This is a genomic window from Bacteroidales bacterium (assembly GCA_035647615.1).
Classification (GTDB): Bacteria; Bacteroidota; Bacteroidia; order Bacteroidales; family 4484-276; genus SABY01.
On record DASRND010000036.1, the window covers coordinates 134028 to 156343 of the forward strand.

Here is a 22316-nt window from a genome sequence, read left to right on the forward strand (position 1 = left end):
TTTAATGATGATGAATAAAAATCTGATTTTTTATTTAATAAATTTCTGCACCTCGGCCTCAAGTTCACCAGCGGTAAAGGAGCGTTCGTAAAACATACGCTGGTTGTTGCGATAAACCAGAGTAGCCGGAATAGCTCCGCTCCACTGCGGGCTTACACGATCGATCCACTCGTTGCTGCGGGGATCGTTGAGCAGCACTACCTGCGATTGTATTTTTTTATCTTTAATAAAAGGGAGCAATCGGCTTTCGTAATTTTTGATAAAATCGAGACTCACCAACAGCACTTTTACCTTTTGATCATGATATTTTACATTTAAATATTCAAAAGCAGGCAGCTCGGCCACACAGGGTTTGCACCAGGTAGCCCAAAAATTTATAAAATAAGTGGTGTCGTTTTGCTTTTGCAGCAAAGGATGCAAACCTTCAAAATCGTAAACAGGCACTTGCTCGTGTGGCTGTGCATATGCAGCAGCGGCCGCAAGAAGAAAGAGTGATATTAAAATGACCTTTGACATATCCGGCAATTTGAGTGTAACCAAACGTGCACCCCATCCAAAATGTTTACCACACTCATTCCATTATAAAAATATCACCCCAACAGAGAACCTTTTAAAAACCAAATCCGTTTTGCATCATAAAAAACAGATCACCAACTCCTAACCAAATGAACAGCCGGCGGCAAAGCCGTGTTAAAAGAACCGTTAACCGCAGCAGGCGGCATAGCTAAACAAACCAACGATGCAACAACAGCGCGAAATGGAACTCACGATTAAAGATGAAAGTTCTGATTTTCGGATTAAAAAATATCCCTATTTTCGCGCCACTAAATCAAAATCATGAAATTCATTTCTGATCTGGGAAGATATCTTTTGTTGATGAAACAGGTATTCGTCAAGCCTGACAAGGTGCGAATATTCTTTCGTCAGATACTCATCGAGATACAAAATCTGGGTATCGACTCGCTGGGTATCACCATCATCATCTCCGTTTTTGTAGGCGCTGTGGTGGCCATCCAAACTGCCTACAACATCGACTCACCCTTAATCCCGCTCACCATGGTCGGATTTACCGTGCGGCAGAGCATCATCCTGGAGTTTTCGCCCACCATGCTCAGCCTGGTACTTGCCGGCAAAGTAGGCTCACGCATTGCCTCCGAGATAGGCACCATGCGCGTTTCCGAACAAATAGACGCCCTGGAAATCATGGGCATCAACCCAGCCAACTATCTGATTCAGCCCAAAGTTTTTGCATCTATTTTTATCAACCCCATTTTGATCGTCTTCAGCATTGCCTTCGCCTTGTTTGGCGGCTACCTGGTGGCACTCACCACCGACGTGGTCACCACGCACGACTATGTTATTGGATTGCAAAGCTGGTTCGACCCCTACACCATTACTTACGCGCTGATCAAAACGGCGGTTTTTGCTTTTATCATCGCCTCGGTGTCGGGCTATCAGGGATTTTATACAAAAGGAGGCGCGCTGGAAGTCGGCGCTGCCAGCACCCGCGCTGTTGTTTACAGCAGCATCCTTATCATCACTTCAAACCTTATCCTTACCAAACTTCTACTGGCATGATCGAAGCGCGGAATATCAACAAATCGTTTGGTGACAACCATGTACTGAAAGACGTTACTGTAAAGTTTAGAAAAGGAATTACCAATCTGGTGATCGGCCAGAGCGGCTCCGGCAAAACCGTTTTGCTAAAATGCTTTGTGGGTCTACACGAAGTCGACAGCGGTGAAATCCATTACGGCGATCGCATCTTCTCTAATATGACCTGGAACGAACGAAAAGAAATCCGAAAAGAAATAGGCATGCTATTTCAGGGAGGCGCGCTGTTTGATTACATGACTGTGGAGGAAAACGTGATGTTTCCACTAACCATGTTCAGCAAAATGACACTAAAAGAACGGCTAGATCGCGTCAACTTTTGCCTGGAACGGGTTAATCTGCCCGGAGTAAACAAGCTCATGCCCAGCGAGCTGAGCGGCGGAATGGTAAAACGTGTTGCCATTGCACGCGCCATCGTTATGGAGCCTAAGTATCTTTTTTGCGACGAGCCCAACTCAGGTCTCGATCCGCAAACCTCCAACGTAATCGACAAATTGATTAATGAACTCACTCAGGAATTAAATATCACCACAGTAATTAATACCCACGACATGAACTCGGTGATGGAAATCGGCGACCACATCCTCTTTATCAACAAAGGCCAGGTGTGGTGGGAAGGCAATAAAGAGGAGATTTTGACCACGGGCAATCAGGAAATCAACGACTTTGTGTTTGCCAGCAAATTAGCTCAAAAAATAAAATGACATTCAACTACCTCGATCTGGTGCTCGCGCTGCCTATCGTTCTGCTGGCGATAATGGGATTTCGCAAAGGATTGATAAAAGAGCTGGCCAGTCTGGCCGCACTTATTTTGGGAATCTATCTGGCAGTTATGTTTTCGGATATAGTTGCCGGCTGGTTGATAAAATATGTCGAAATCAGTCATCGCTGGATTTTTATCATCGCTTTTATTCTCACCTTTGTGGCAGTGGTGCTGCTTGTGTCGCTGCTCGGCCGCGCGCTCGACAAGATTGCTTCGCTGGCCCTGATGGGCATTATCAACCGGGTTCTGGGATTGCTCTTTGGAATCTTCAAAGGGATCTTTATTATGAGCGTGTTCATTTTGTTGTTTAATATGATCGACATCAAAGAAAACATCCTCAAGTCTGATGTTAAAAATAAATCGCTGCTCTACCGCCCGGTGGAAACTGTTGCACCTTTTGTACTCAAAAACATCACCAACCTCACCTTCGACAATCCTCCACCGGATAAAGTTAAAGGCCGCAACAAGCGCCTTGATCAGATGGTAAGAATAGAAGCGTTTTAATTCAGGATTGCTCCGTAAGGATGGATCAAATGAGAAGTGTCGTTTTTAAATATTCTGACCAAAAAAATCACCCTTGCGACTGCCTAATATCACTCACAGGCGATTTGAACATCCCGGCCACATGTGCTATCTGATCTTTGGAAGCCAGAAAAAATAAAATATCATTTTCGTGAAGAATGAATTTTTCGGGGGGATTTGCGATGATATGATTACCGCGGCTTACAGCCAGCAAATTGAGACGGTGCTTACTTTTTAATTCTAATTTGGCCAGATTTTTTCCGTTGACTGCCGCCTGCGCACCCACCTGGATGGTATTGATGCTGACATCAGGAACTTTTACAGAGAGTTTTTCAACTCCTGTATTGTTCACCGATAAACTTCTGAACATTTCATATCCATCCGATCGCACCATTGCCACAAGTTTTTCGATTTTTTCAATAGGCACCAGGTACTTGGCCAATACGCGTGTAAAAATCTCGATAGATGTTTCGAACTCTTCAGGAATTACCTCATTAGCACCCAGCTGATAATAGTCCTGCATCTCGGTAAGAAAACGAGCACGTATAATAATGTGTAAATGCGGATTGAGACTGCGCGCTAACTGGGTAATGCGCCGGATTACCGGAGAGCCAGGCAAGGTAATCACAAGCACCATTGCATCCTGGATATGTGCATGCTTGAGCACAACTTCCTGCGAGGCATCGCCAAAAAGTATGGGTATTCCTTTGTGCTTTTCTTCGCGCACCGTCGACGGGTTCATTTCGATGATGCGGTAAGGAATACTTGCAAACTGCGCTGCCCTGGCTACATTGCGACCATTTACACCATAACCTACAATTACCAGATGATTTTCGACAACCTCCGGCACTTCTTCGGGCGCTTCGGCACCCGAACCTGAAATGAGCCATCGTGGCAGCGGCAGCCGGCTGGCAGCCTGACCGATGCGAGGAGCTGCAGCTATAATAAAAGGTGTAACAGCCATGGTTAGCACCGAAACACTCAAAAACAACTGGTAATTAACCTCGCTGATCAAACCCATTGCCTGGCCATCGCGCGAAAGAATAAACGAAAACTCCCCCACTTGGCTAATCATCAATCCCACCATGAGCGAGGTACGCAGCGGAAATCCCAGAACCAGGCTGGCCAGGGTAGCAATGAATGTTTTTGCAACGATTACTCCCAAAGTGAGCACAAGGATAATGACAGGATTTGCAATAAAATATCCTACATCGAGCAACATGCCGATAGAGACAAAGAAAAAGCTGGTGAAGACATCCAAAAATGGAAGAACATTACCAAATGCCTGCTGGCTGTAGTCGCTTTCGCTAATAATAAGCCCGGCCAGAAATGCTCCCAGCGCCAACGAAAGCCCGGCCAGAGAGGTAAGATAAGCCACCGACAATGCCAGCACGATGATGGTAAGAAGAAAAAGCTCGCGGCTGCGTGTCTTCACCACCTGATACAAAAACCTGGGGACAACATATCTGGCTCCCAGAAAAACAATCAGCAGCACGCCAAGCACTTTGGCTAAAACTTCTAAAACATTGCTGCTTTCGCCGCCACCACTTGCCAAAAATGGCAACACCAAAATCATCGGCACAATTGCAATATCCTGAAAAATAAGAATGCCCAATGTTGTACGGCCATGTGGCGTAATGAATTCACCGCGCTCCTGCAACAACTTCAGCACGATGGCTGTGCTGCTGAGCGCCATCAAGAACCCCATAAACAACGACTCCGAAAACCCTTCACCCTGATGAACACCCAACAAATCGAGATGCATAACGCCGTAGAAAAAAAGGATACTCAAAACCACCTGAAGACCGCCACCGATCATCAGCGTTTTACGCATCTTTAGCAGGCTTTTCAAAGAGAATTCTATGCCGATGGTAAAGAGCAAAAGAATTACGCCAATCTCTGCAAGCATCTCAACCTCATGCACGCTGCTGATCATCGAAAAACCATTTGGACCGGCCAAAACCCCGGTTGCCAAATAGCCAATAATGGGAGGAATACGCAATCGTTGACAAACAAAAAGCACCAGCACTGCTATGCCGAAAAGAAGGGTAATATCTTTGAATATCAATAGATCCATGCAACTTTTATTTGGTACAAAAATACATCATTCAGTCATTTTGCGCTTTTTTTGAACTGCAATATTAGTAAAGCCTTTGTACTTTTTGACCAATCAAAAAAAATGTTATTTTACACTTCTTGTGTCTGGTAAAGTTATACTTTCGGAAACTTTGTTCTTTCAAAAATTGCTTAAAGGAATAGTTTTTTGAGCCTCAAAGATAGCATAATGATAAGGTGGAATCAGGTACAACAAAACCGGAATACGATTAGCGAGAGCAAAAGAAAGTTAGATTTTTTTTGGCTACATATTAAGAAATCTCCGAATGTTGATTAATCATTTCATCTTAACCTTCTTGGTGACTAAAAAACGAAGAGGCGGGTTTTTCACCTTAACCTTTTATATTGAAAAAGCAAGGAAAGAAAAAAGATTTTATTCACTATTTTTAATAGACTTTTGTTGACAAATTTGGGAGTCACGGCAAGCAGCATTCCGTTAACCTTTTCCAAGCCAGACTATTTTTTCGATTTAATAATAAGATAAACAACAATAACAGTGGTTGATCAGAAAGATAATATTGCAGTAAAAGTATGGAACAATTGTCTGAGGATCATCAAAGACAACATCAACAATCAAAGTTTTAAAACATGGTTTGAACCTATCAATCCGGTACGACTTGTTGATGATGTGCTGACCATTCAGGTGCCGAGCCAATTCTTTTACGAATGGTTGGAGGAGCACTACATCGACCTGCTTCGACGTACCATAAAAAAAGAGCTGGGTACTAACGGACGTTTGGAATACAGCATCGTAATGGACAACTCCTTCAACCGCAAGCAGGAACCTCATACAATTATCGTTCCTACCTCCAGGCGCAGTGGAACGCGTTCCCAGGATGTAAGTATGCCCTTTAGAATCAACACGCACGGCAAAGAAATCCCTGATCCTTTTGTAATTCCCGGCATACAAAAAGTAAAAGTCAACTCACAGCTTGTCGAACGCTATACATTCGATAACTTTATCGAAGGCGATTGCAACCGTTTGGCGCGCTCGGCGGGTTTGGCTATTGCCAAAAATCCAGGAAAGACAGCCTTCAATCCGCTATTTCTTTACAGCCGGGTGGGGCTGGGCAAATCGCATCTGGCGCATGCGATCGGTCTGGAAATAAAAGAGAAATTTCCGGACAAAACTGTACTTTACGTTACCGCCGACCAATTTATGACACAATTCATCGAGTCGGTGCGCAACAACAATACGAATGATTTTACCAATTTCTACCAGCTCATCGATGTATTGATCATCGACGATATTCATTTCCTTTCGGGAAGAGTAAAAACTCAGGACATATTTTTTCACATCTTCAATCAGCTGCATCAGCATAGCAAGCAATTGATAATCACCAGCGATAAGCCACCTGTAGAAATCGATAATATGGAAGCACGTCTGCTGTCGCGCTTCAAATGGGGACTTACGGCCGATCTGCAATTGCCCGATCTGGAAACGCGTATTGCTATACTGCAAAAGCGTCTTTATAGCGACGGGATTACTATGCCCGACAACGTGGTGGAATATCTGGCCTACAGTGTCACCTCCAACATCCGGGAGCTCGAAGGCGCCATGATTTCGATACTTGCGCAGGCTTCGCTCAACAAAAAAGAGATCACCCTGGAGCTGGCCAAGCAGATTGTGGATAACTTCATTAAGCACACCAACAAGGAAATATCCATCGACTACATCCAGAAAATTGTTTCAGAATATTTTGGTCTCAGCGTCGAAACCATGAATTCTAATACCCGAAAACGTAACATAGTGCAGGCGAGGCAACTCTCTATGTTTTTTGCAAAAGAACACACCAAAGCTTCACTCACTTCCATCGGACTGCACTGTGGCAATAAAGACCATGCAACCGTGCTGCATGCCTGCAAAACGGTAAAAAATCTGCGCGACACCGACAAGAGCTTCCGCGGCTATGTGGAAGACCTTCAAAAGCGAATCAAGCTTTAGCTAAAATCCTAAGTTGTCATGTACAAAATTCTTATGGTATGTTTGGGAAACATTTGCCGTTCGCCACTGGCTGCCGGCATTTTGAGCCATAAGATGAAAATGCATGGCATTGATGCGGAGGTGCATTCGGCCGGAACTGCCGGCTACCACATCGGCGAACCTGCCGACATACGTTCCATAGAAACAGCACGAAAACACAACATTGACATCACCAGCCATACCGGCAGGCAATTTCATACAAATGACTTCGACAGCTACGACACCATTTACGCCATGGATCAGGAAAACTACCGGAACATCCTGAACAAAGCCCGCAACGAAAAAGACAAAGCCAAGGTAAAATTGCTGATGAATGAAGCACTGCCACACGAAAATCTGGAGATTCCCGATCCTTATTATGGAGGCCCAGAAGGTTTCGAAAATGTGTATCGGATGATCAACATGGCCGGCGATGAGATCATCAAGAAAATTAAAAAACCAACATCCTGATGCCTTCAAGCGCAAGACCCACGCTACAACAAATAGAACAGGCGGCCGCACGAATAGCTCCATATGTACATCGGACGCCTGTATTGCAAAGTCGGAATCTCGACGAACTGTTAGGTTGCAATTTGTTTTTTAAATGTGAGAATTTCCAAAAAGCCGGTGCATTCAAATCACGTGGGGCTGTTAATGCTGTTTTTTCGCTCACTGAACAACAAATCACGCAGGGCGTCGCCACGCACTCTTCTGGCAATCATGCCGCAGCGCTGGCAAGGGCTGCTGCTTTGCGCAATGCAAAAGCATACATCGTGATGCCTGACAACTCAAGCGCTGTAAAGATTGCGGCTGTAAAACATTACGGAGGAGAGATCACCTTCTGCTCCCCTACTCTGGCATCGCGCGAAAGCACACTAAAAGAGGTAATTAAAAAAACGAATGCTGTCGAAATTCATCCCTATAACAACATCACCATCATTGCCGGACAGGCTACTGCAGCCAAAGAACTCATCGAGGATGTTTCTGATCTCGATCTGCTCATCGTTCCCGTTGGCGGCGGCGGATTGCTGAGCGGCTCGGCGTTAGCGGCACATTACCTTGCGTCTGATCTCAAAGTAATTGCTGCAGAACCAGAGCAAGCCGACGATGCCTGGCAGTCGTTTGTACAAAAGAAATTTGTACCATCGGTTCATCCCGATACCATTGCCGATGGTTTGCGCACTTCGCTGGGCGACATTACTTTTCCCATTATCCTCGATCATGTGGAGCAGGTAGTTACAGCTTCTGAAAAAAACATAATAGCGGCCATGCGTCTGGTGTGGGAACGTATGAAAATTATCATCGAGCCCTCCTCAGCAGTGCCTTTGGCTGTGCTGCTCGAAAATAAAATAGATTGTCGCAACCGGCGCATCGGCATCATCATCTCAGGCGGCAACGTTGATTTGGATCATTTACCCTGGCTCATGTCATAATGCTTGAAAATGCACTTTATCTTATTCCCGTAACTCTGGGAGACCAGGAACCTGCTTTGGTACTGCCGGTAAAAGTGTTTGATGTAATTGGGGAACTGGAAGAGTTTATTGTGGAAAATGAGCGCACTGCCCGTCGGTTTTTGAGGAAATCCGGCTACACCCGAAATTTTGATACAGTAAAATTTCACTTGCTCAATAAACATACGCTACCGGAGGAACTTGCCCCTTTTCTTGATTCGGTTAAAAACGGAAAAGCTGTGGGCTTGCTCTCCGAAGCCGGTGTGCCCTGCATTGCCGATCCTGGTGCAGTGGTGGTTCAACTTTGTCACCAGCATTCATTGCGCGTAATTCCGCTTACGGGACCTTCCTCGCTGCTGCTGGCGCTAATGGCTTCGGGCTTCAACGGACAAAACTTTGCTTTTCATGGCTACCTGCCCATACAAAAACCTGAACTACGTCAAAAATTGCGTGAACTCGAAGCCAGTATTTATCAAAGAGACCAAACTCAGATCTTTATCGAAACCCCTTATCGCAACGATAAACTTATCGAAAACATCCTTTCGCACTGCCAGCCACAAACCCGGCTCTGCATTGCTACCGATATTACTCTCGACACGGAATGGATATCAACCCGACCCGTTTCGTGGTGGCGGCAGCACAAACCAACCCTTCACAAACGACCTTCTGTTTTTCTGCTTTACAAATAAAAAAGCCCCGGGAGGATTAATCACCGGGGCTTAAAGAAGGATTACATGTTACCTGAAAAGGTATCTTAATATCTTGATTTCAACTTATTATGAAACGCTTTAAAGCGCTTTTTGTTCTATGTGTTAAATTTTATTAAAAAAAAAGAAACCCGCCTTTCGACGGGTTCCTAACCTAACGTTTATGAAAAAAAATACCTGTTATTCTAACCCGGTATCAAGGCGGGGGATGTTCAGCTTAAAAACAAACCCGAAATATTAACTGCAAAAACATAGCCAAATTGCCCAAACTTCATTTTTACAACTTACGGCATCTTACATACCGATAGCATATCCTGCATCAAAAATGCTATTGATGAGCGGGAACAGTCGTATTGTTAGCTTTGGGAAGTTTTAAAAAATGTACTTTTTTTTTAAAACTCGTAATTTGACAGGAATTCACTAATGTCTTCGTCTTTTCCTAAATTGAGCTTTTGACGCAGGCGCGACTTTCTGGTGTAAACAGCCTCTGGCGAGGTTTCCAAAAACTCAGCAATTTCCACGTTGAGAAACCGGTGCTTAAGATAAGAACACAGCCGCAGGTCGTCGAAGGTGAGTTTGGGGAAATTTTTCTTCAATGAGCGATGAAATTCCTGGTTGCTTTTATCGATAAACAAGTTGGAGATCATTTCTTTTATGTGCCGTATCTCCATGCGTGCCACAGGATTTTTCTCAAGGATTAGCTTGTCGAGCTGGCTACGCAATTCGTAGAAAAGAGTCACATTTTCGAGCTCAGCTTTGCGCACTTCGAGTGCCTCACGATCCAGGTCATCGGTGCCAGTGGCAGACTGAAGCTCATGCAACTGTTTTTCGATTTGTTTCTTCTCCAGAAGTTTTTCGCGAAGTTCGATGTGGGTTTTTACGCGTGCCAGCAGTTCTTCAGTCTTGAATGGTTTGGTCACATAATCCACAGCACCCAACTCGAAACCTTTTACCACATTTTCTGATTCCGACTTGGCTGTAACGAAAATCACCGGGATGTCCTGTGTATCTTCATCCTCCTTTAGCCGCCGTATCACCTCGAAGCCGTCCATTTCGGGCATCATCACATCGAGTAAGATCAAATCGAAGTCGATCGATTTCACTTTTCCCAAAGCCGATGCACCACTCTTGGCAAAGGTGATGTTGTAGTTTTTGGTTTGCAAAATGTTGGCTGCCAGTTCGATGTTTTTTGGCACGTCGTCAACAATGAGTATTTTCTTCTTGGATAGATTTTCCATAGTCTTCAGTTATTTTTTGGAAGTGTGAAATAAAAAGTTGAGCCCACTCCGGGCGAGCTATCTACACGGATAGTTCCGTTGTGTTTCTCTATAAATTCTTTAGTAATAATCAATCCCAATCCAACACCTTTTTCACCGCTGGTACCCCATTTGGGATCGTTTTTGGCTTTAGCCAAAAAAAGTTTTCCCATCGTTTCTTCGCTCATTCCTATCCCGTTGTCGTGCACGCTTACCTCGATAAACTGATTATCTTTTTCGATAATGCGCGTGGTAATGGTGCCACCGGGATTGGTAAATTTGATGGCATTGGCCAGCAGGTTGCGCAGAATTGTCTTCACCGCATTTTTATCGGCGTAAGCTGTATAGTTGTCGATGAGATTGCTCTTGAGAGTAATATTTTTGATCATTGCCATACCCTCGAGCAAATCGTAGGTCTCATGCACCGCCTGATTCATATTGATCATTCGCGGTTTGTAAATCATCTCTCCCTGCTGATTTCGCGCCCAATAAAGCAAATTTTCGAGTAGTGAATAGGCGTTGCCAATAGACTGCCAGATTGCTTTCACAAAACGATGCATACTGTCATCATCCATCACCACCTGATTGGTAGCCAGCATCTCCAACGATTCGCGAATATTGCCAAAAGGCCCTAACAAGTCGTGGCTGATAATGCTGAACATCTTGTCTTTGGTCTCGTTGCTTTCGGTGAGGAGCAGATTGGTTTGCTTTAGATGTTCGAGCGACTGTTTCAATCGAATATGTGTCTCAACGCGCGACAGCAACTCCTGCCCGTGAAAAGGCTTGGTGACATAATCAGCCCCTCCCACTTCAAAACCTTTTACAATGCTCTCAGGCTCGGTCTTGGCAGTAAGAAAAATTACCGGGATTTTTTCCGTCACCGGATCTTCCTTCAGCCGCTGGCATACTTCGTAGCCATCCATGTCGGGCATCATTATATCGAGCAGGATGAGGTCGAACGGAACTTTTTTTGATTTTTCCAGCGCTTCTTTTCCGCTCTGTGAAAACGAAATGTTGTAGTTGTTGCTGCGCAATATCTTTGCTGCAACCCTGATGTTGATAGGGTTGTCGTCGACAAGTAATATTTTCGAATGTGTTTGCACGCAGTACATTTTTTCGCTTTCGCTAAATTTGCCGTGAAGGCCTCAAAAGTATGAAAAACAATTAGATAACAATCTAAACCGGTTTTTATTCACTCTGTTGCAATAATATTTCAGTTGACTGCAGCAACTCCGGCACCTTTTTCAAATATCTTTCCATCTCATCCAAATCAAAACGGTCGATGGCTTCGGTAAGTTTTTCACCTAAAAAAGTAAAAGGTGTCAGGGTAAAATCTTTGCCAGTCTGCAGAATCATTTTGGCAAGGTCTTCTATTTCATCACTCATCTGGTAGGTCATTGCCTTATCCCATTTCTCATACAACTCACCACTTACCAAAGCTTTGAGTTCCGATTGTTGTAGAGCTGTAAGTTCAGGCATCTCAACTACTTCTATTTCCTCTTCCTTTTTGGGCTTCGAAATCGTGTGAGGAGCAACAATTATGTATTTCAAAAACCGCATCAGCTCCTGGTACAGTTCGCGTCTGGTAACCGGCTTACGCAAATATCCATCAAAATATTTTTCATAATCTTCGTTCTCCTCGTCGATACGCAAAGATGCGGTGAGGGCGATGATGGTAATATTCTTGGTTTTACGCTTGGTCTTTATCATTCGTGCAGCTTCAAAGCCGTCCATCACAGGCATGCGGATGTCCATAAAAATCAAATCGGGCATAAATTGGCTGGCGAGCAGCACAGCTTTGTGCCCATCTTCGGCTTCGAGGATGGAAATATTGGGCGACGCAAAATTTTCGCTGATGAGCCGACGGTTCGATTCCACGTCGTCGACAATGAGAATACGTGCCGGTTCAAAAACAATGGTTGAAATGTCGGGTCCTTCGGCCACTACATCGGTATCGATGGTAGCGCCAATAGGCAATTCGCGCAGAACAAACGAAAAAACTGATCCGCTACCCGGGGTGCTTTTCAGCGAAATTGTACCACCCATCATTTCTACCAACCGCCTGCTAATAGAAAGCCCGAGCCCGGTACCGCCATACTTTCTGGTGTTCTGTCCGCTTTGCTGGCGGAATGCATCAAAAATCTGCTCCTGCTGCTCGTAAGGAATTCCGATGCCTGAATCTTCTACCGAAACTATCAGATCGATGCGGCTGTTGTCATTTTGAGAGGTCATCTTTTTAACCTCAAATTTTACAAATCCCCTTTCGGTAAATTTTATAGCATTACCAATCAGATTAAAAATTACCTGACGTACGCGAACTTCATCCAAAATCACGCTCTCAGGAATATCGTCAGCAACTTCCACTACAAAATCCAGATCTTTTTCTTCAATTTTTAAAGAGAAAATCTGATGTATCTCATCGATAAGATTATAAGGATTTACCGGTTCATAGACAAATTCTATTTTGCCGGCATCAATTTTAGAAAGGTCGAGAATATCGTTGATGAGTAGCAACAGGTTTTTGCCGCCGCTTTTTATCGAATCAAGATAATTTATCTGCTTGTGGTCGGTTACCAGGGTTTCAAGAAGCTCGGTAAATCCAATAACTGCATTGAGTGGGGTGCGAATTTCGTGGCTCATGTTGGCCAAAAACTCCGATTTGGCCTTGTTGGCTTGTATGGCTTCCTCGCGCGAGTGGCGCAGCTCCTCCTGCAATGTGCGCGATCTGCTGATGTCGATGATGGTTCCAATCACCAGCTTGCGGTTGCTGGCAAGGTCGTTATACTGTGTAACCGCCAGATCGGCCCAAAAAACCTCACCATTTTTCCGCACATAACGTTTTTCGATACGATAATTCTGGGTTGCGCTTTCGTCAATATTTGACAACCACTTCTCGCTTTGGCTGCGGTCGTCAGGATAAGTTACATCGAAAATATTCATTTCCAACAACTCCTCGCGACTGTAACCGAGCATTTGCGCCAACGCATTATTTATCTGCAGGATGCGGCCGTTGTCGTCCACCACGTCGATGCCGATAGCTGCATTTGAAAAAATCATCCTGAAATTGCTCTCGCTACGCAGCAATGCTTCCTCGGCCTGCTTACGGTCAGTAATGTCGGTAACGGTGAGGGCATAAGCCATCGGCTCGTCATCTTCATTACGAATCATAAAGAAGTTTTCGATGGTATGGATAATTTTCCCGTCGCTACGTCGAAGGTCTATTTCGCCGGTCCATTGACCTTTTTTGATGATGGTAGGGATAATCTCATTTTTAATCCGGTGTTCATGGTTTTGCAGGTAGGTATTATAAATACTTTTCCCGGTAAGATCGCATGGGTCAACGAAGCCGGCCATGGTACAAAGCCGGTTATTAATATAGGTAATTTGCCCCTCCAGGTCGGCCATACCAAAGCCTACACCCGACTCCTCGGCAAAGAGTTTAAAAATACGCAGTTGTTCTTCGGTCCTCTTTAGTTCGGTAATATCGCGCGCGCTCACCGTTACACCCGAAATAGTTCCATCCACTTCAAGTACCGGATTGTAGGTTACGTCCATGAAACAGCGCCGGTCATTAGGAAAAGTAAACCAATACTGGTCGATGAGATGCTCGCCCAGCAAGCAACGGTCAATGTTGGGTTTGAGAATGTTTTCAAAAATTTCGTGACCAAACACTTCGGCAATGGTTTTACCTTCTACGTCCGAAGCTACTTTCAGATAAGCATCCAGGTAGGCCTGGTTTACATTTACATAATGATAATCTTTGTCGATAAGCGACATCAGTTCGCTGGAAGAAGATACAATCAGCAAATATTCGCGCAACTTGTCTTCTTGTTTTTTCTCCTCGGTAATGTCGCGAATGGTACCGATGAGCATTTGCTTCTTCTTGTCGATGTCGCCCAGCAGCGATACCTCTTCCATAATCCAGCGCAACTCGCCTGAGGGATGGAGAATCCGATAGGTAAACGATTCGGCACTTCCCTTCTGCACAGCACGGTTTATCTTTTGGCTGATGTAATCGCGGTATTCCGGAAAAATCATCCTGTTCATCATTCGCAGCAGAGAACTGTAGCTGGTAGATGCTTCGATGCCGAAAATCTTGAAAAAATACTCAGAGCAGTGAATGTAATCGCTGTCGATTTCGCGTGCCCAGCTTCCTATCTTTGCTATCTCCTGCGCTTTGGTAAGGTTAAATTCGCTTTCGCGCAACTCCTCCTCAACCAGTTTGCGTTTGGTAATTTCGGCACCGATGATGACAAAACCTTTGGCTTTATTGCTATCATCATAGAGCAGGCGGTTTGTCCACGAAATCCAGACGATTTTATCATCAGAAAGCATGATCCTTTTTTCGTGGTTATGCAGATGCAACTTGCGATGCTTCAAAAGACGAATCAGCTCTTTGGGCGGTTGTTGCTGATCAGAAGGAAGACTCATAATGGCTTGCAGGATTTTACCAAGCGTTTGTTTCCGTTCAGGCGCACCAAAAATTTTGCGCGCCAGCGGATTCATGTATTCTATCTTTTCGTCGAATAATATCTTGATAATGACACTGCGCGAATTTTCGATAATCTGACGGTAGTCAGAGTTCTCCTTTTGCAGATTTTTCACAATCACACGCATCTCTTCGGCCTGATTGCTAAGAGATTTTATCTGTTCTTCCAAATGAATATTTTCAGGATTGGTGTGCATCCGAGAATCAAAATGTTTGTTTTTGTAACAGGCGGCTAAGATAACAATTTCTGTCTTTGCCCACCCGCTGCAATGAGATAACGGTGCACAAAAAAAAGCCTGGTGGCACATTGACCATCAGGCTTTTTCTATTAATATTATAATATGGTGTCTATTCCACGATTTGACTCCAGCCGTAAGTATCCTTATCGCGACCTTCTTGAATGGCGCGCAGTTTATTGTAAAGCTTGGTGCTTACAGGACCAGCTTTTCCGTCTTTGCAGTATTCGTAAGTTTTTCCTGTTTGACGGTCAACAATTTTATGGATGGGCGAAATCACCGCGGCAGTACCGCAGGCACCAACTTCGTCAAAATCACCTAATTCGTCCACAGCCACGTTGCGCAATTCTACCTTCAGGCCCATATCGGCAGCAAGCTGACGCAGACTCATATTGGTAATAGAGGGCAGCACCGATGGTGAGTTGGGAGTAATGTAGCTGTTGCCTTTGATGGCGAAGAAGTTAGCAGGACCGGCTTCATCGATTAAGTTGCGATCGGCCGAAGAGCGGAAGATTACGCTTGAAAAGCCTTCTTCTTTGCCTCGTACCAATGCGCGCAGGCTGGCAGCGTAGTTGCCACCAACTTTTATGTGACCTGTTCCAAAGGGTGCTGCACGGTCGTAGTCTCCAATTATCTGAAGGTTGACGGGATTGAAACCTTCTTTAAAGTAGGGTCCCACTGGTCCTACGAATACCAAAAACAGATATTCGCCCGAAGGCTTCACGCCTACTTCAGGTCCTGATCCGATGAGCAAAGGACGCAAATAGAGCGATGCGCCAAAGCCGTAAGCCGGAACATATTTAGCGTTAAGCTTCACTACTTTAAAAATCGCTTCTTTAAAAAGCTCGGCAGGAACTTCGGCCATCATTACGCCCTGTGCTGAGCGCTGCATTCTTTTGGCATTTTCTTCCCAGCGAAACAAGCGTATTTTTCCGTCTTCACCTCTGAAAGCTTTCATGCCCTCAAAAGCTTCCTGCCCGTAGTGCAAAGCAGTAGCTGCCATGTGCAGATTGATGTGTTCTGAAGATGACACTTCCAGCTCTCCCCACTTACCGTTGCGGTTGTAACAGCGCACGTTGTAGTCGGTTTTGAAGTAGCCGAATGGTAGGTTTTTCCAATCTATATCCATCATAATATTTTTTATGGTTTGATAAAAAAATGTTTCGCTAAAGTAAAAAATAATCCATCCCTCAGAAGCGCTCTGTTTTACATCACCACCTGCAATTACTACTGTAATGACATAAATTGAGAACCAAAATCGGGTATGCAAACTTCGTTATTAAAACCCAAGTACAGAACCTGTGTCAGCTACAAAACCTTACGCAACAAAGTTTTTCGCGCGAACAGTCTATTTTTGTTTTTGTCTGATGGTAGTAAAACAGCATTTTTAAAATTAGTAACAACAGAAAACCCCATTTGACTTTTATCTTAACTGCCGATACTATGAAAATCCCTTTGCTGATGCAATTACTCGAAGCCCGTTTGGTGTGTGGTGATGCGGAGAATCATCGCCTCATTGAGCACGCTTTTGCATCCGATTTGATGAGCGACGTGCTGACCCTGGATACATGCAGCCCGCTGCTGATAACAGGATTGTCGAACATACAAACCATACGTACCGCCGAGATGGCCGACATCCATACCATATTGCTTGCACGTGGCAAAAAAGCAACACCTGAGATGATTGAGCTTGCACGCCAAAACGACATGGTGATGCTCGAAACGCCCTATTCCATCTTCAAAAGCAGCGGCATTCTATACAACCATGGATTAAAACCAGTTTATTAATAAAACATTTCACCTGTCATGATTTTCACTTATGAGATAGAAGGAGGCAACTTCAGCCGCGCAGGCAGTGCCTCAAGCGACATCAAAAAGGCGCTCAAACAACTCGACCTTGACTACACCATCATCAAGCGGGTGGTGGTGTCGCTGTACGAAGCCGAAGTGAACATCGTGGCACATGCCCGTCAAGGTACCTTAACAGCCGACATTGAAGCTGATCGGATCGTGATGGTTCTCGACGACCAGGGGCCTGGCATCCCCGACATCGATGCTGCCATGACAGCCGGATTCTCCACGGCTTCGTCGCGCGTGCGCGAAATGGGATTTGGCGCAGGAATGGGTTTGCCAAATATCAAAAAAAATGCTGACTCACTCAACATAGAAAGTACTGTAGGTGTGGGAACACGCCTTGAAATCATAGTGAATTTTAAATGAATAGCTCCGATAACTCCACCGGCAAAAAAATGAGTGACTTCCACCATGCACTCAAAATTATCGACGAGTTGTGCATCGGTTGCTCCAAGTGCATGAACATCTGCCCCACGCATGCCATCCGTGTGCGAAACGGCAAGGCACGTTTGATGGACAACCGCTGCATCGATTGTGGCGAATGCTATAAGATTTGTCCTGTCAGCGCCATCATTATCGAGCAGGACGACTTTAGCCGTATCTTTCCTTTCAAATATCGTGTGGCGCTTGTACCGGCAGTTTTCTTTGCCCAGTTTCCTACTAAATATAGTATTGGACGAATAACACATGCACTGCTGGGGTTAGGATTTACACACGTATTCGAGATCGAAAACGGCGCCAGGCTTATCCGCCAGGAGACCCGGAAATTGTTGGCCGAAGATAGGGAAGAAAAGCCATTGATCTCTACTTTCTGTCCGGCCATCGTCCGGCTTGTTCAGGTTAAATTTCCAGCGCTGGTGCATCATCTCATGCTTCTCAAGCCACCACTCGATGCCGCCGCTATCTGGTTCAGGCATCACCTGGAGCAGCAGGGTGCCAGCCAGGAGGAAACCGGAATTTTTTATATAACCCAATGCGCCGCCAAAATTGCAGCCATCAAAAGTCCCGCCGAGGGTCAAGCCTCTCCTATTTCGGGTGTCATCAACATGGATGAGATATATAATAAGGTGTCGGCAAAGTTGCAGGCAGATGAGGGCGATTTCTTACAAGGAAACGAAAAGCAAGCTATCATGCCTGGCTCCGCAGATGTGCTGTGGAGCCTTACCAACGGAGAGGCAAGCCAGGTTACCGGGAAACACATGGCCATCGACGGGGTTCATAATGTAACCAACTTCCTTGAGAAGCTGGAGCAGGAAGAGCATCCGGCATTCGACTTTCTGGAACTTCGTTCCTGCGACGAAAGCTGTGCCGGTGGCGTGCTTACTACCGAAAACCGGTTTCTCACCGCCGAACGTATGCGAAGCCGGGCACGCAAATGTGCCGCTGATGAATCAGGAAAGCAGCCTTCGGCGATGCTTTATTTCGACAAGGAGATTCTCCCATTGCTCACCATCGAAGATATTAAACCCCGTTCGATGATGAAACTCGATGAAGACATGGGCGAAGCTTTGCGCAAAATGAAACTGATTCGCCAGATCATGCAGATGTTGCCCATGGTCGACTGTGGCGCCTGCGGTTCACCCGGATGTCAGGCTCTGGCCGAAGACATCGTTCAGGGTCGCGCCATGATGGAGAATTGCATCTTCATCCAGCGCCGCTATGAACAAAAAGGAATGCTCAAACCCGAAGTCTCTATTGAGATTGTTAAAAAAATATGGGGTGCCAATAAAATTGATAACGAAAATAAATAATTACAGAAAATGACCGTAAAAGATTTAGTAGAAGCCCTGGAACTTAAAGTTTTCAGTGGCAAACAAGGGCTCGAAAATGAGATCAAAGGTGGTTACACCTCCGATCTGATGAGCGATGTAATGGGACATTGCAACCAAAACGACGTTTGGGTAACCTTGCAGACACATCGCAACATCATGGCCATCGCCTCGCTACGAGACCTGGCAGCCATTGTAATTGTGAAAGGATTTGAACCCGAACCCGAAGCCATCAACAAAAGCAACCAGGAGGATATTCCTATCCTGGGCACTTCGCTTGCCGCTTTTGAGGTTAGTGGCAAAATTTATGAATTACTAAAAAAATAGAAGAAGGATAACAAGATGCAAAATTATCGCGCCGATCTGCATATGCATACCCTGCTGTCGCCCTGTGGCAGTCTGGATATGAGTCCACGCACCATTGTGGATATTGCCGCAGAACGTCACCTCGATATTATCGGCATCACCGATCACAACAGCACGCGCCACTGCAAGGTGATTCACAAGCTGGCTGCTGCCCGCAACATCGCTGTGCTTTGCGGCGCCGAGGTCACTTCGAGCGAGGAGGTGCATTGTCTGGCTTTTATGCCCGACTTTGAGCGGCTCGATCTTTTCGAAAACTACCTCCAGGAGCACATGCAGGATTTTCCTAACGACCCTAAAGCTTTTGGCGACCAGGTGCAGGTGGACGAAAACGAAGAGATCGTTTATCAGGAAGAGCGCCTGCTGATTATGGCCATCGATCAGGATATAGATGAAATAGAACAGCAGGTACACGCACTCGACGGAATCTTCATTCCGGCACACATCAACCGCCCGGCATTTGGCCTCATCAGTCAGTTGGGATTTGTGCCTCCCGACCTCAACTACGACGCGCTGGAACTGTCACGTCACGTCACCACCCAAAATTTTAAAAAAGCCTACCCACAACTTGCCGACAAAACATTTATTCGCAGCTCCGATGCGCATTATGTTGAAGACATCGGACGTTGCCACACACTTTTCCACCTTCGCGAGCCATCCTTTGACGAAATTAAATTAGCACTTCATAACAGAGATGGACGCTTCGTGGCCGAAGAAAAATAATTTCTAACTTATTATTGATGAAAGATCTAGCCCTGCACATCCTCGATATCGTACACAACGCCATCAGCGCCAAATCCACACTCATCGAGGTTGATATCCGCGAAAGCGAAGATGAAGATGTTCTCACACTCACCGTAACTGACAATGGCCGGGGCATACCTCCCCACATGCTGGCAACCGTCACCGATGCATACACAACCTCGCGCACTACCCGAAAAGTGGGCATGGGTCTGCCGCTGCTTCGGCAAAATGCCGAACAAACCGGCGGTGGGATTTCTATCGAATCAGAGGTAGGAAAAGGGACCACGGTAACAGCAAAATTTGGATTAAACAATATCGACCGTCCGCCGCTTGGCGAAATCAGCAGTGTGATTGTAGATTTGGCAGCATCGCGGCCCGAAGTCGAATTTGTGTATCGCCATACCACCGCCGTGGAAAGCTTTTGTTTTGATACGCGTGAAGTAAAAGAAGCCCTCGACGGCACACCTATGGCCAACGCACAGATGCGCCGCTATCTCATCAGCATGATCGACGAAAACCTGGATGAGATAAAAGCAACGCGGTAGTAGACAGGTGGCAGTCGGCAGACGGTAGAAGTTACAGTAGCAAATAAAGATTGAGGATCAAAATTATATTATTGAATTTTAAAAACAGTGGGATGCAAGCCTTGAGCGCAGCGAAAGGATAACAGCCCTAAAGCCTCACCCCCGACCTCTCTCCAATTGGCTAAGGTGTACACACGAATAAAATGGTGCAAGGAATACTAACTCCGGCCTTCAGGCCGGGGAACAAAGGATGTGAGAATCAGTAGGGCTTTAGCCCCAAAAATAAAAAGGTAATGATTTTATAAAAAATATGGATTTGATTATCCGGTAACTTTTCCGGCTGAAGACATCCGCAAAGACGAAAGCCACAGCCCTGCATAGGTGAGCAGCCCGTTGATGATCAGCAATTCAAACCCAAACTTGTACCCCGACAATAGCTCCACCGAAAAGCTGCTCAGCAGATAACACAAAAGCGGCGAAAGAAATGCAATGAAAGGCACCCAGCGATCGGACACCGGGCGACGGGTAAAAAGCCCATAGGCAAAAAGCCCCAGCAACGGCCCATAGGTGTAACCGGCCACCGTGAAAAGTTCTTTAATAACAGCCTCATTGTTGATCCCTTTAAAAGCAATAACAACCAGAATCAGCAGTGCGGCAATGCCAAAATGTGCGGTGTAGCGGATTCGTTTCCGCTGCTGCTCGGTAAGTTTGTCGTTGCGATTGATGCCCAATATATCGACGGAAAATGAGGTGGTGAGTGCCGTCAATGCACTGTCAGCACTGGAGTAGGCGGCAGCTATGAGGCCAATGATAAAGACGATACCCGCCACCACGCCAAGGTGGTTGAGCGCTATTTCGGGAAAAAGTGTGTCGGAGGTGCCCGGCATAACAATACCCATCTGATCGGCGTACATTGCCAGCGCTGCGCCGAGCATCAGAAACAACAGATTTACCGGCACCAATATCCAGCTCAGGGTGATGATATTTTTCTGAGCATCACGCAGATTACGACAGCTCAGGTTTTTCTGCATCATATCCTGATCCAGACCCGTCATTACGATGGCTATAAAAGCGCCCGAAATCAACTCCTTGAGAAAAAAACGCTTGTCGTGCCAGTCGGTAAAGATCATCTGCGAGTATTTGCTTTCGAAGATATTATTGACCAATCCACCGAGCGTAAGCCCCAGATGATCGCGGACAATATAAAAAGTAATGCCGACGCTGGCCAGCAAAAAGGTAGTCTGGAGCGTGTCGGTCCAGACAATGGTTTTGATGCCGCCTTTAAAAGTGTAAAGATTGATCAGCAGCATGAACAACACCACGGTTAACCAAAACGGAATTCCAAAGCTGTCGAAGACAAATATCTGCAGGATGTTAATCACCAGGAACATGCGAAAAGATGCACCGATGACGCGCGAGAGCAAAAAGTAAAAAGCTCCGGTTTTGTAGGACCAATAGCCAAAGCGGTCGAGCAGGTAGGTATAAATGGAGGTGAGTTGCAGGCGATAATAAAGCGGCAGCAGGATTTTTGCAATGGCGAAATACCCAAACAAATAGCCAATCACCACCATCATATACGAGAACCCGCTGTCGGTGACCCAGCCCGGGATGGAGATAAAAGTAACCCCCGAAAGTGACGCCCCGATCATACCATAGGCCACCACAAACCATGGCGACTTGCGGTTGCCCAGAAAATACGACTCGTTGTCGGAATTACGTGATGTGAAATAACCAATGATGAAAAGTAGCAGTGTGTAGGCAAGCAAACAAATGAAAATGAGCGAGGCTGACATAGTAAACTTGAGAGGTTGGTAGATTTGTTTTGGGTATTAATACAAAGATAAATTAGCGGATGGTCTGATTAGAATTTGTCATCATTACATCCAAACCCCAATAACCAAATCGGTTTCCGGTGATTTCTGTTTTAAATTTTCTTTCTTTTGATT

The 22316-nt window shown here is 45.5% G+C and carries 20 protein-coding genes; 13 read left to right on the forward strand and 7 right to left on the reverse strand.

Translation table 11 applies throughout. The features are described 5' to 3' along the window. Positions 1–30: 30 nt before the first annotated feature. Positions 31–516, reverse strand: coding sequence for a TlpA disulfide reductase family protein (locus VFC92_12680; GenBank protein ID HZK09036.1), 486 nt, complete (start codon positions 514–516; stop codon positions 31–33). 321 nt (positions 517–837) lie between these two features. Here VFC92_12680 and VFC92_12685 point away from each other — a divergent pair, with 321 nt between their 5' ends. From VFC92_12685 to VFC92_12695, 3 genes are read left to right on the forward strand one after another with little or no spacing between them, the layout of a single operon-like run. Beyond that, a complete protein-coding gene (locus tag VFC92_12685; GenBank protein ID HZK09037.1) occupies positions 838–1578 on the forward strand; it encodes an ABC transporter permease in 741 nt (246 codons plus the stop codon). Continuing rightward, positions 1575–2318: an ATP-binding cassette domain-containing protein gene (locus VFC92_12690; GenBank protein ID HZK09038.1), complete on the forward strand. Its 744-nt coding sequence runs from the start codon at positions 1575–1577 to the stop codon at positions 2316–2318. The genes VFC92_12685 and VFC92_12690 overlap by 4 nt, the downstream gene beginning before the upstream one ends. After that, positions 2315–2881, forward strand: coding sequence for a CvpA family protein (locus tag VFC92_12695; protein HZK09039.1), 567 nt, complete (start codon positions 2315–2317; stop codon positions 2879–2881). The genes VFC92_12690 and VFC92_12695 overlap by 4 nt, the downstream gene beginning before the upstream one ends. Positions 2882–2948: 67 nt before the next feature. Here the strand turns inward: VFC92_12695 and VFC92_12700 are convergent, their stop codons facing one another. After that, complete coding sequence (locus tag VFC92_12700) at positions 2949–4976, reverse strand: cation:proton antiporter (GenBank protein HZK09040.1); 2028 nt, start codon at positions 4974–4976, stop codon at positions 2949–2951. Positions 4977–5510: 534 nt separating this feature from the next. Here VFC92_12700 and dnaA point away from each other — a divergent pair. From dnaA to VFC92_12720, 4 genes are read left to right on the forward strand one after another with little or no spacing between them, the layout of a single operon-like run. After that, a complete protein-coding gene (gene dnaA, locus VFC92_12705) occupies positions 5511–6959 on the forward strand; it encodes a chromosomal replication initiator protein DnaA (protein ID HZK09041.1) in 1449 nt (482 codons plus the stop codon). 18 nt (positions 6960–6977) lie between these two features. Beyond that, the gene (locus tag VFC92_12710; protein ID HZK09042.1) at positions 6978–7448 is read left to right on the forward strand and encodes a low molecular weight protein-tyrosine-phosphatase; all 471 of its coding nucleotides are present in this window, start codon (positions 6978–6980) and stop codon (positions 7446–7448) included. After that, positions 7448–8410, forward strand: coding sequence for a pyridoxal-phosphate dependent enzyme (locus tag VFC92_12715; GenBank protein HZK09043.1), 963 nt, complete (start codon positions 7448–7450; stop codon positions 8408–8410). The genes VFC92_12710 and VFC92_12715 overlap by 1 nt, the downstream gene beginning before the upstream one ends. Beyond that, positions 8410–9117, forward strand: coding sequence for an SAM-dependent methyltransferase (locus VFC92_12720; protein HZK09044.1), 708 nt, complete (start codon positions 8410–8412; stop codon positions 9115–9117). Before VFC92_12715 ends, VFC92_12720 begins: the two co-directional genes overlap by 1 nt. Before the next feature lie 410 nt (positions 9118–9527). Here VFC92_12720 and VFC92_12725 read toward each other — a convergent pair whose 3' ends face one another. The 4 genes from VFC92_12725 to VFC92_12740 all read right to left on the reverse strand — a co-directional run bounded on the left by VFC92_12725 (position 9528) and on the right by VFC92_12740 (position 16248). After that, entirely contained in the window at positions 9528–10373 is an 846-nt protein-coding gene (locus VFC92_12725; protein HZK09045.1) for a response regulator, read from the reverse strand. 5 nt (positions 10374–10378) lie between these two features. Continuing rightward, entirely contained in the window at positions 10379–11494 is a 1116-nt protein-coding gene (locus tag VFC92_12730) for a hybrid sensor histidine kinase/response regulator (GenBank protein ID HZK09046.1), read from the reverse strand. 85 nt (positions 11495–11579) lie between these two features. Beyond that, a complete protein-coding gene (locus VFC92_12735; protein ID HZK09047.1) occupies positions 11580–15077 on the reverse strand; it encodes a PAS domain S-box protein in 3498 nt (1165 codons plus the stop codon). Positions 15078–15228: 151 nt separating this feature from the next. Beyond that, positions 15229–16248, reverse strand: coding sequence for a branched-chain amino acid aminotransferase (locus VFC92_12740; protein ID HZK09048.1), 1020 nt, complete (start codon positions 16246–16248; stop codon positions 15229–15231). Positions 16249–16559: 311 nt separating this feature from the next. Between VFC92_12740 and VFC92_12745 the strand changes: the two genes are divergently transcribed. From VFC92_12745 to VFC92_12770, 6 genes are read left to right on the forward strand one after another with little or no spacing between them, the layout of a single operon-like run. Further along, complete coding sequence (locus VFC92_12745; protein HZK09049.1) at positions 16560–16904, forward strand: DRTGG domain-containing protein; 345 nt, start codon at positions 16560–16562, stop codon at positions 16902–16904. Between the two features lie 18 nt (positions 16905–16922). Continuing rightward, on the forward strand, positions 16923–17336 hold the full coding sequence (locus tag VFC92_12750; GenBank protein ID HZK09050.1) for an ATP-binding protein: 414 nt from the start codon (positions 16923–16925) through the stop codon (positions 17334–17336). 29 nt (positions 17337–17365) lie between these two features. After that, a complete protein-coding gene (locus VFC92_12755) occupies positions 17366–18721 on the forward strand; it encodes a [Fe-Fe] hydrogenase large subunit C-terminal domain-containing protein (protein HZK09051.1) in 1356 nt (451 codons plus the stop codon). A 9-nt stretch (positions 18722–18730) separates the two neighbouring features. Next, positions 18731–19066, forward strand: coding sequence for a DRTGG domain-containing protein (locus VFC92_12760; protein HZK09052.1), 336 nt, complete (start codon positions 18731–18733; stop codon positions 19064–19066). A gap of 15 nt (positions 19067–19081) precedes the next feature. Continuing rightward, positions 19082–19825 carry a PHP domain-containing protein gene (locus VFC92_12765; GenBank protein ID HZK09053.1) on the forward strand — a complete coding sequence of 248 codons (744 nt, stop codon included), beginning with the start codon at positions 19082–19084 and terminating at the stop codon, positions 19823–19825. A gap of 17 nt (positions 19826–19842) precedes the next feature. Further along, entirely contained in the window at positions 19843–20391 is a 549-nt protein-coding gene (locus tag VFC92_12770; protein HZK09054.1) for an ATP-binding protein, read from the forward strand. Positions 20392–20690: 299 nt separating this feature from the next. Here the strand turns inward: VFC92_12770 and VFC92_12775 are convergent, their stop codons facing one another. Continuing rightward, positions 20691–22163 (reverse strand): sodium:solute symporter, encoded by a 1473-nt coding sequence (locus VFC92_12775; GenBank protein ID HZK09055.1) that lies wholly within the window; start codon positions 22161–22163, stop codon positions 20691–20693. Positions 22164–22316 lie beyond the last annotated feature (153 nt).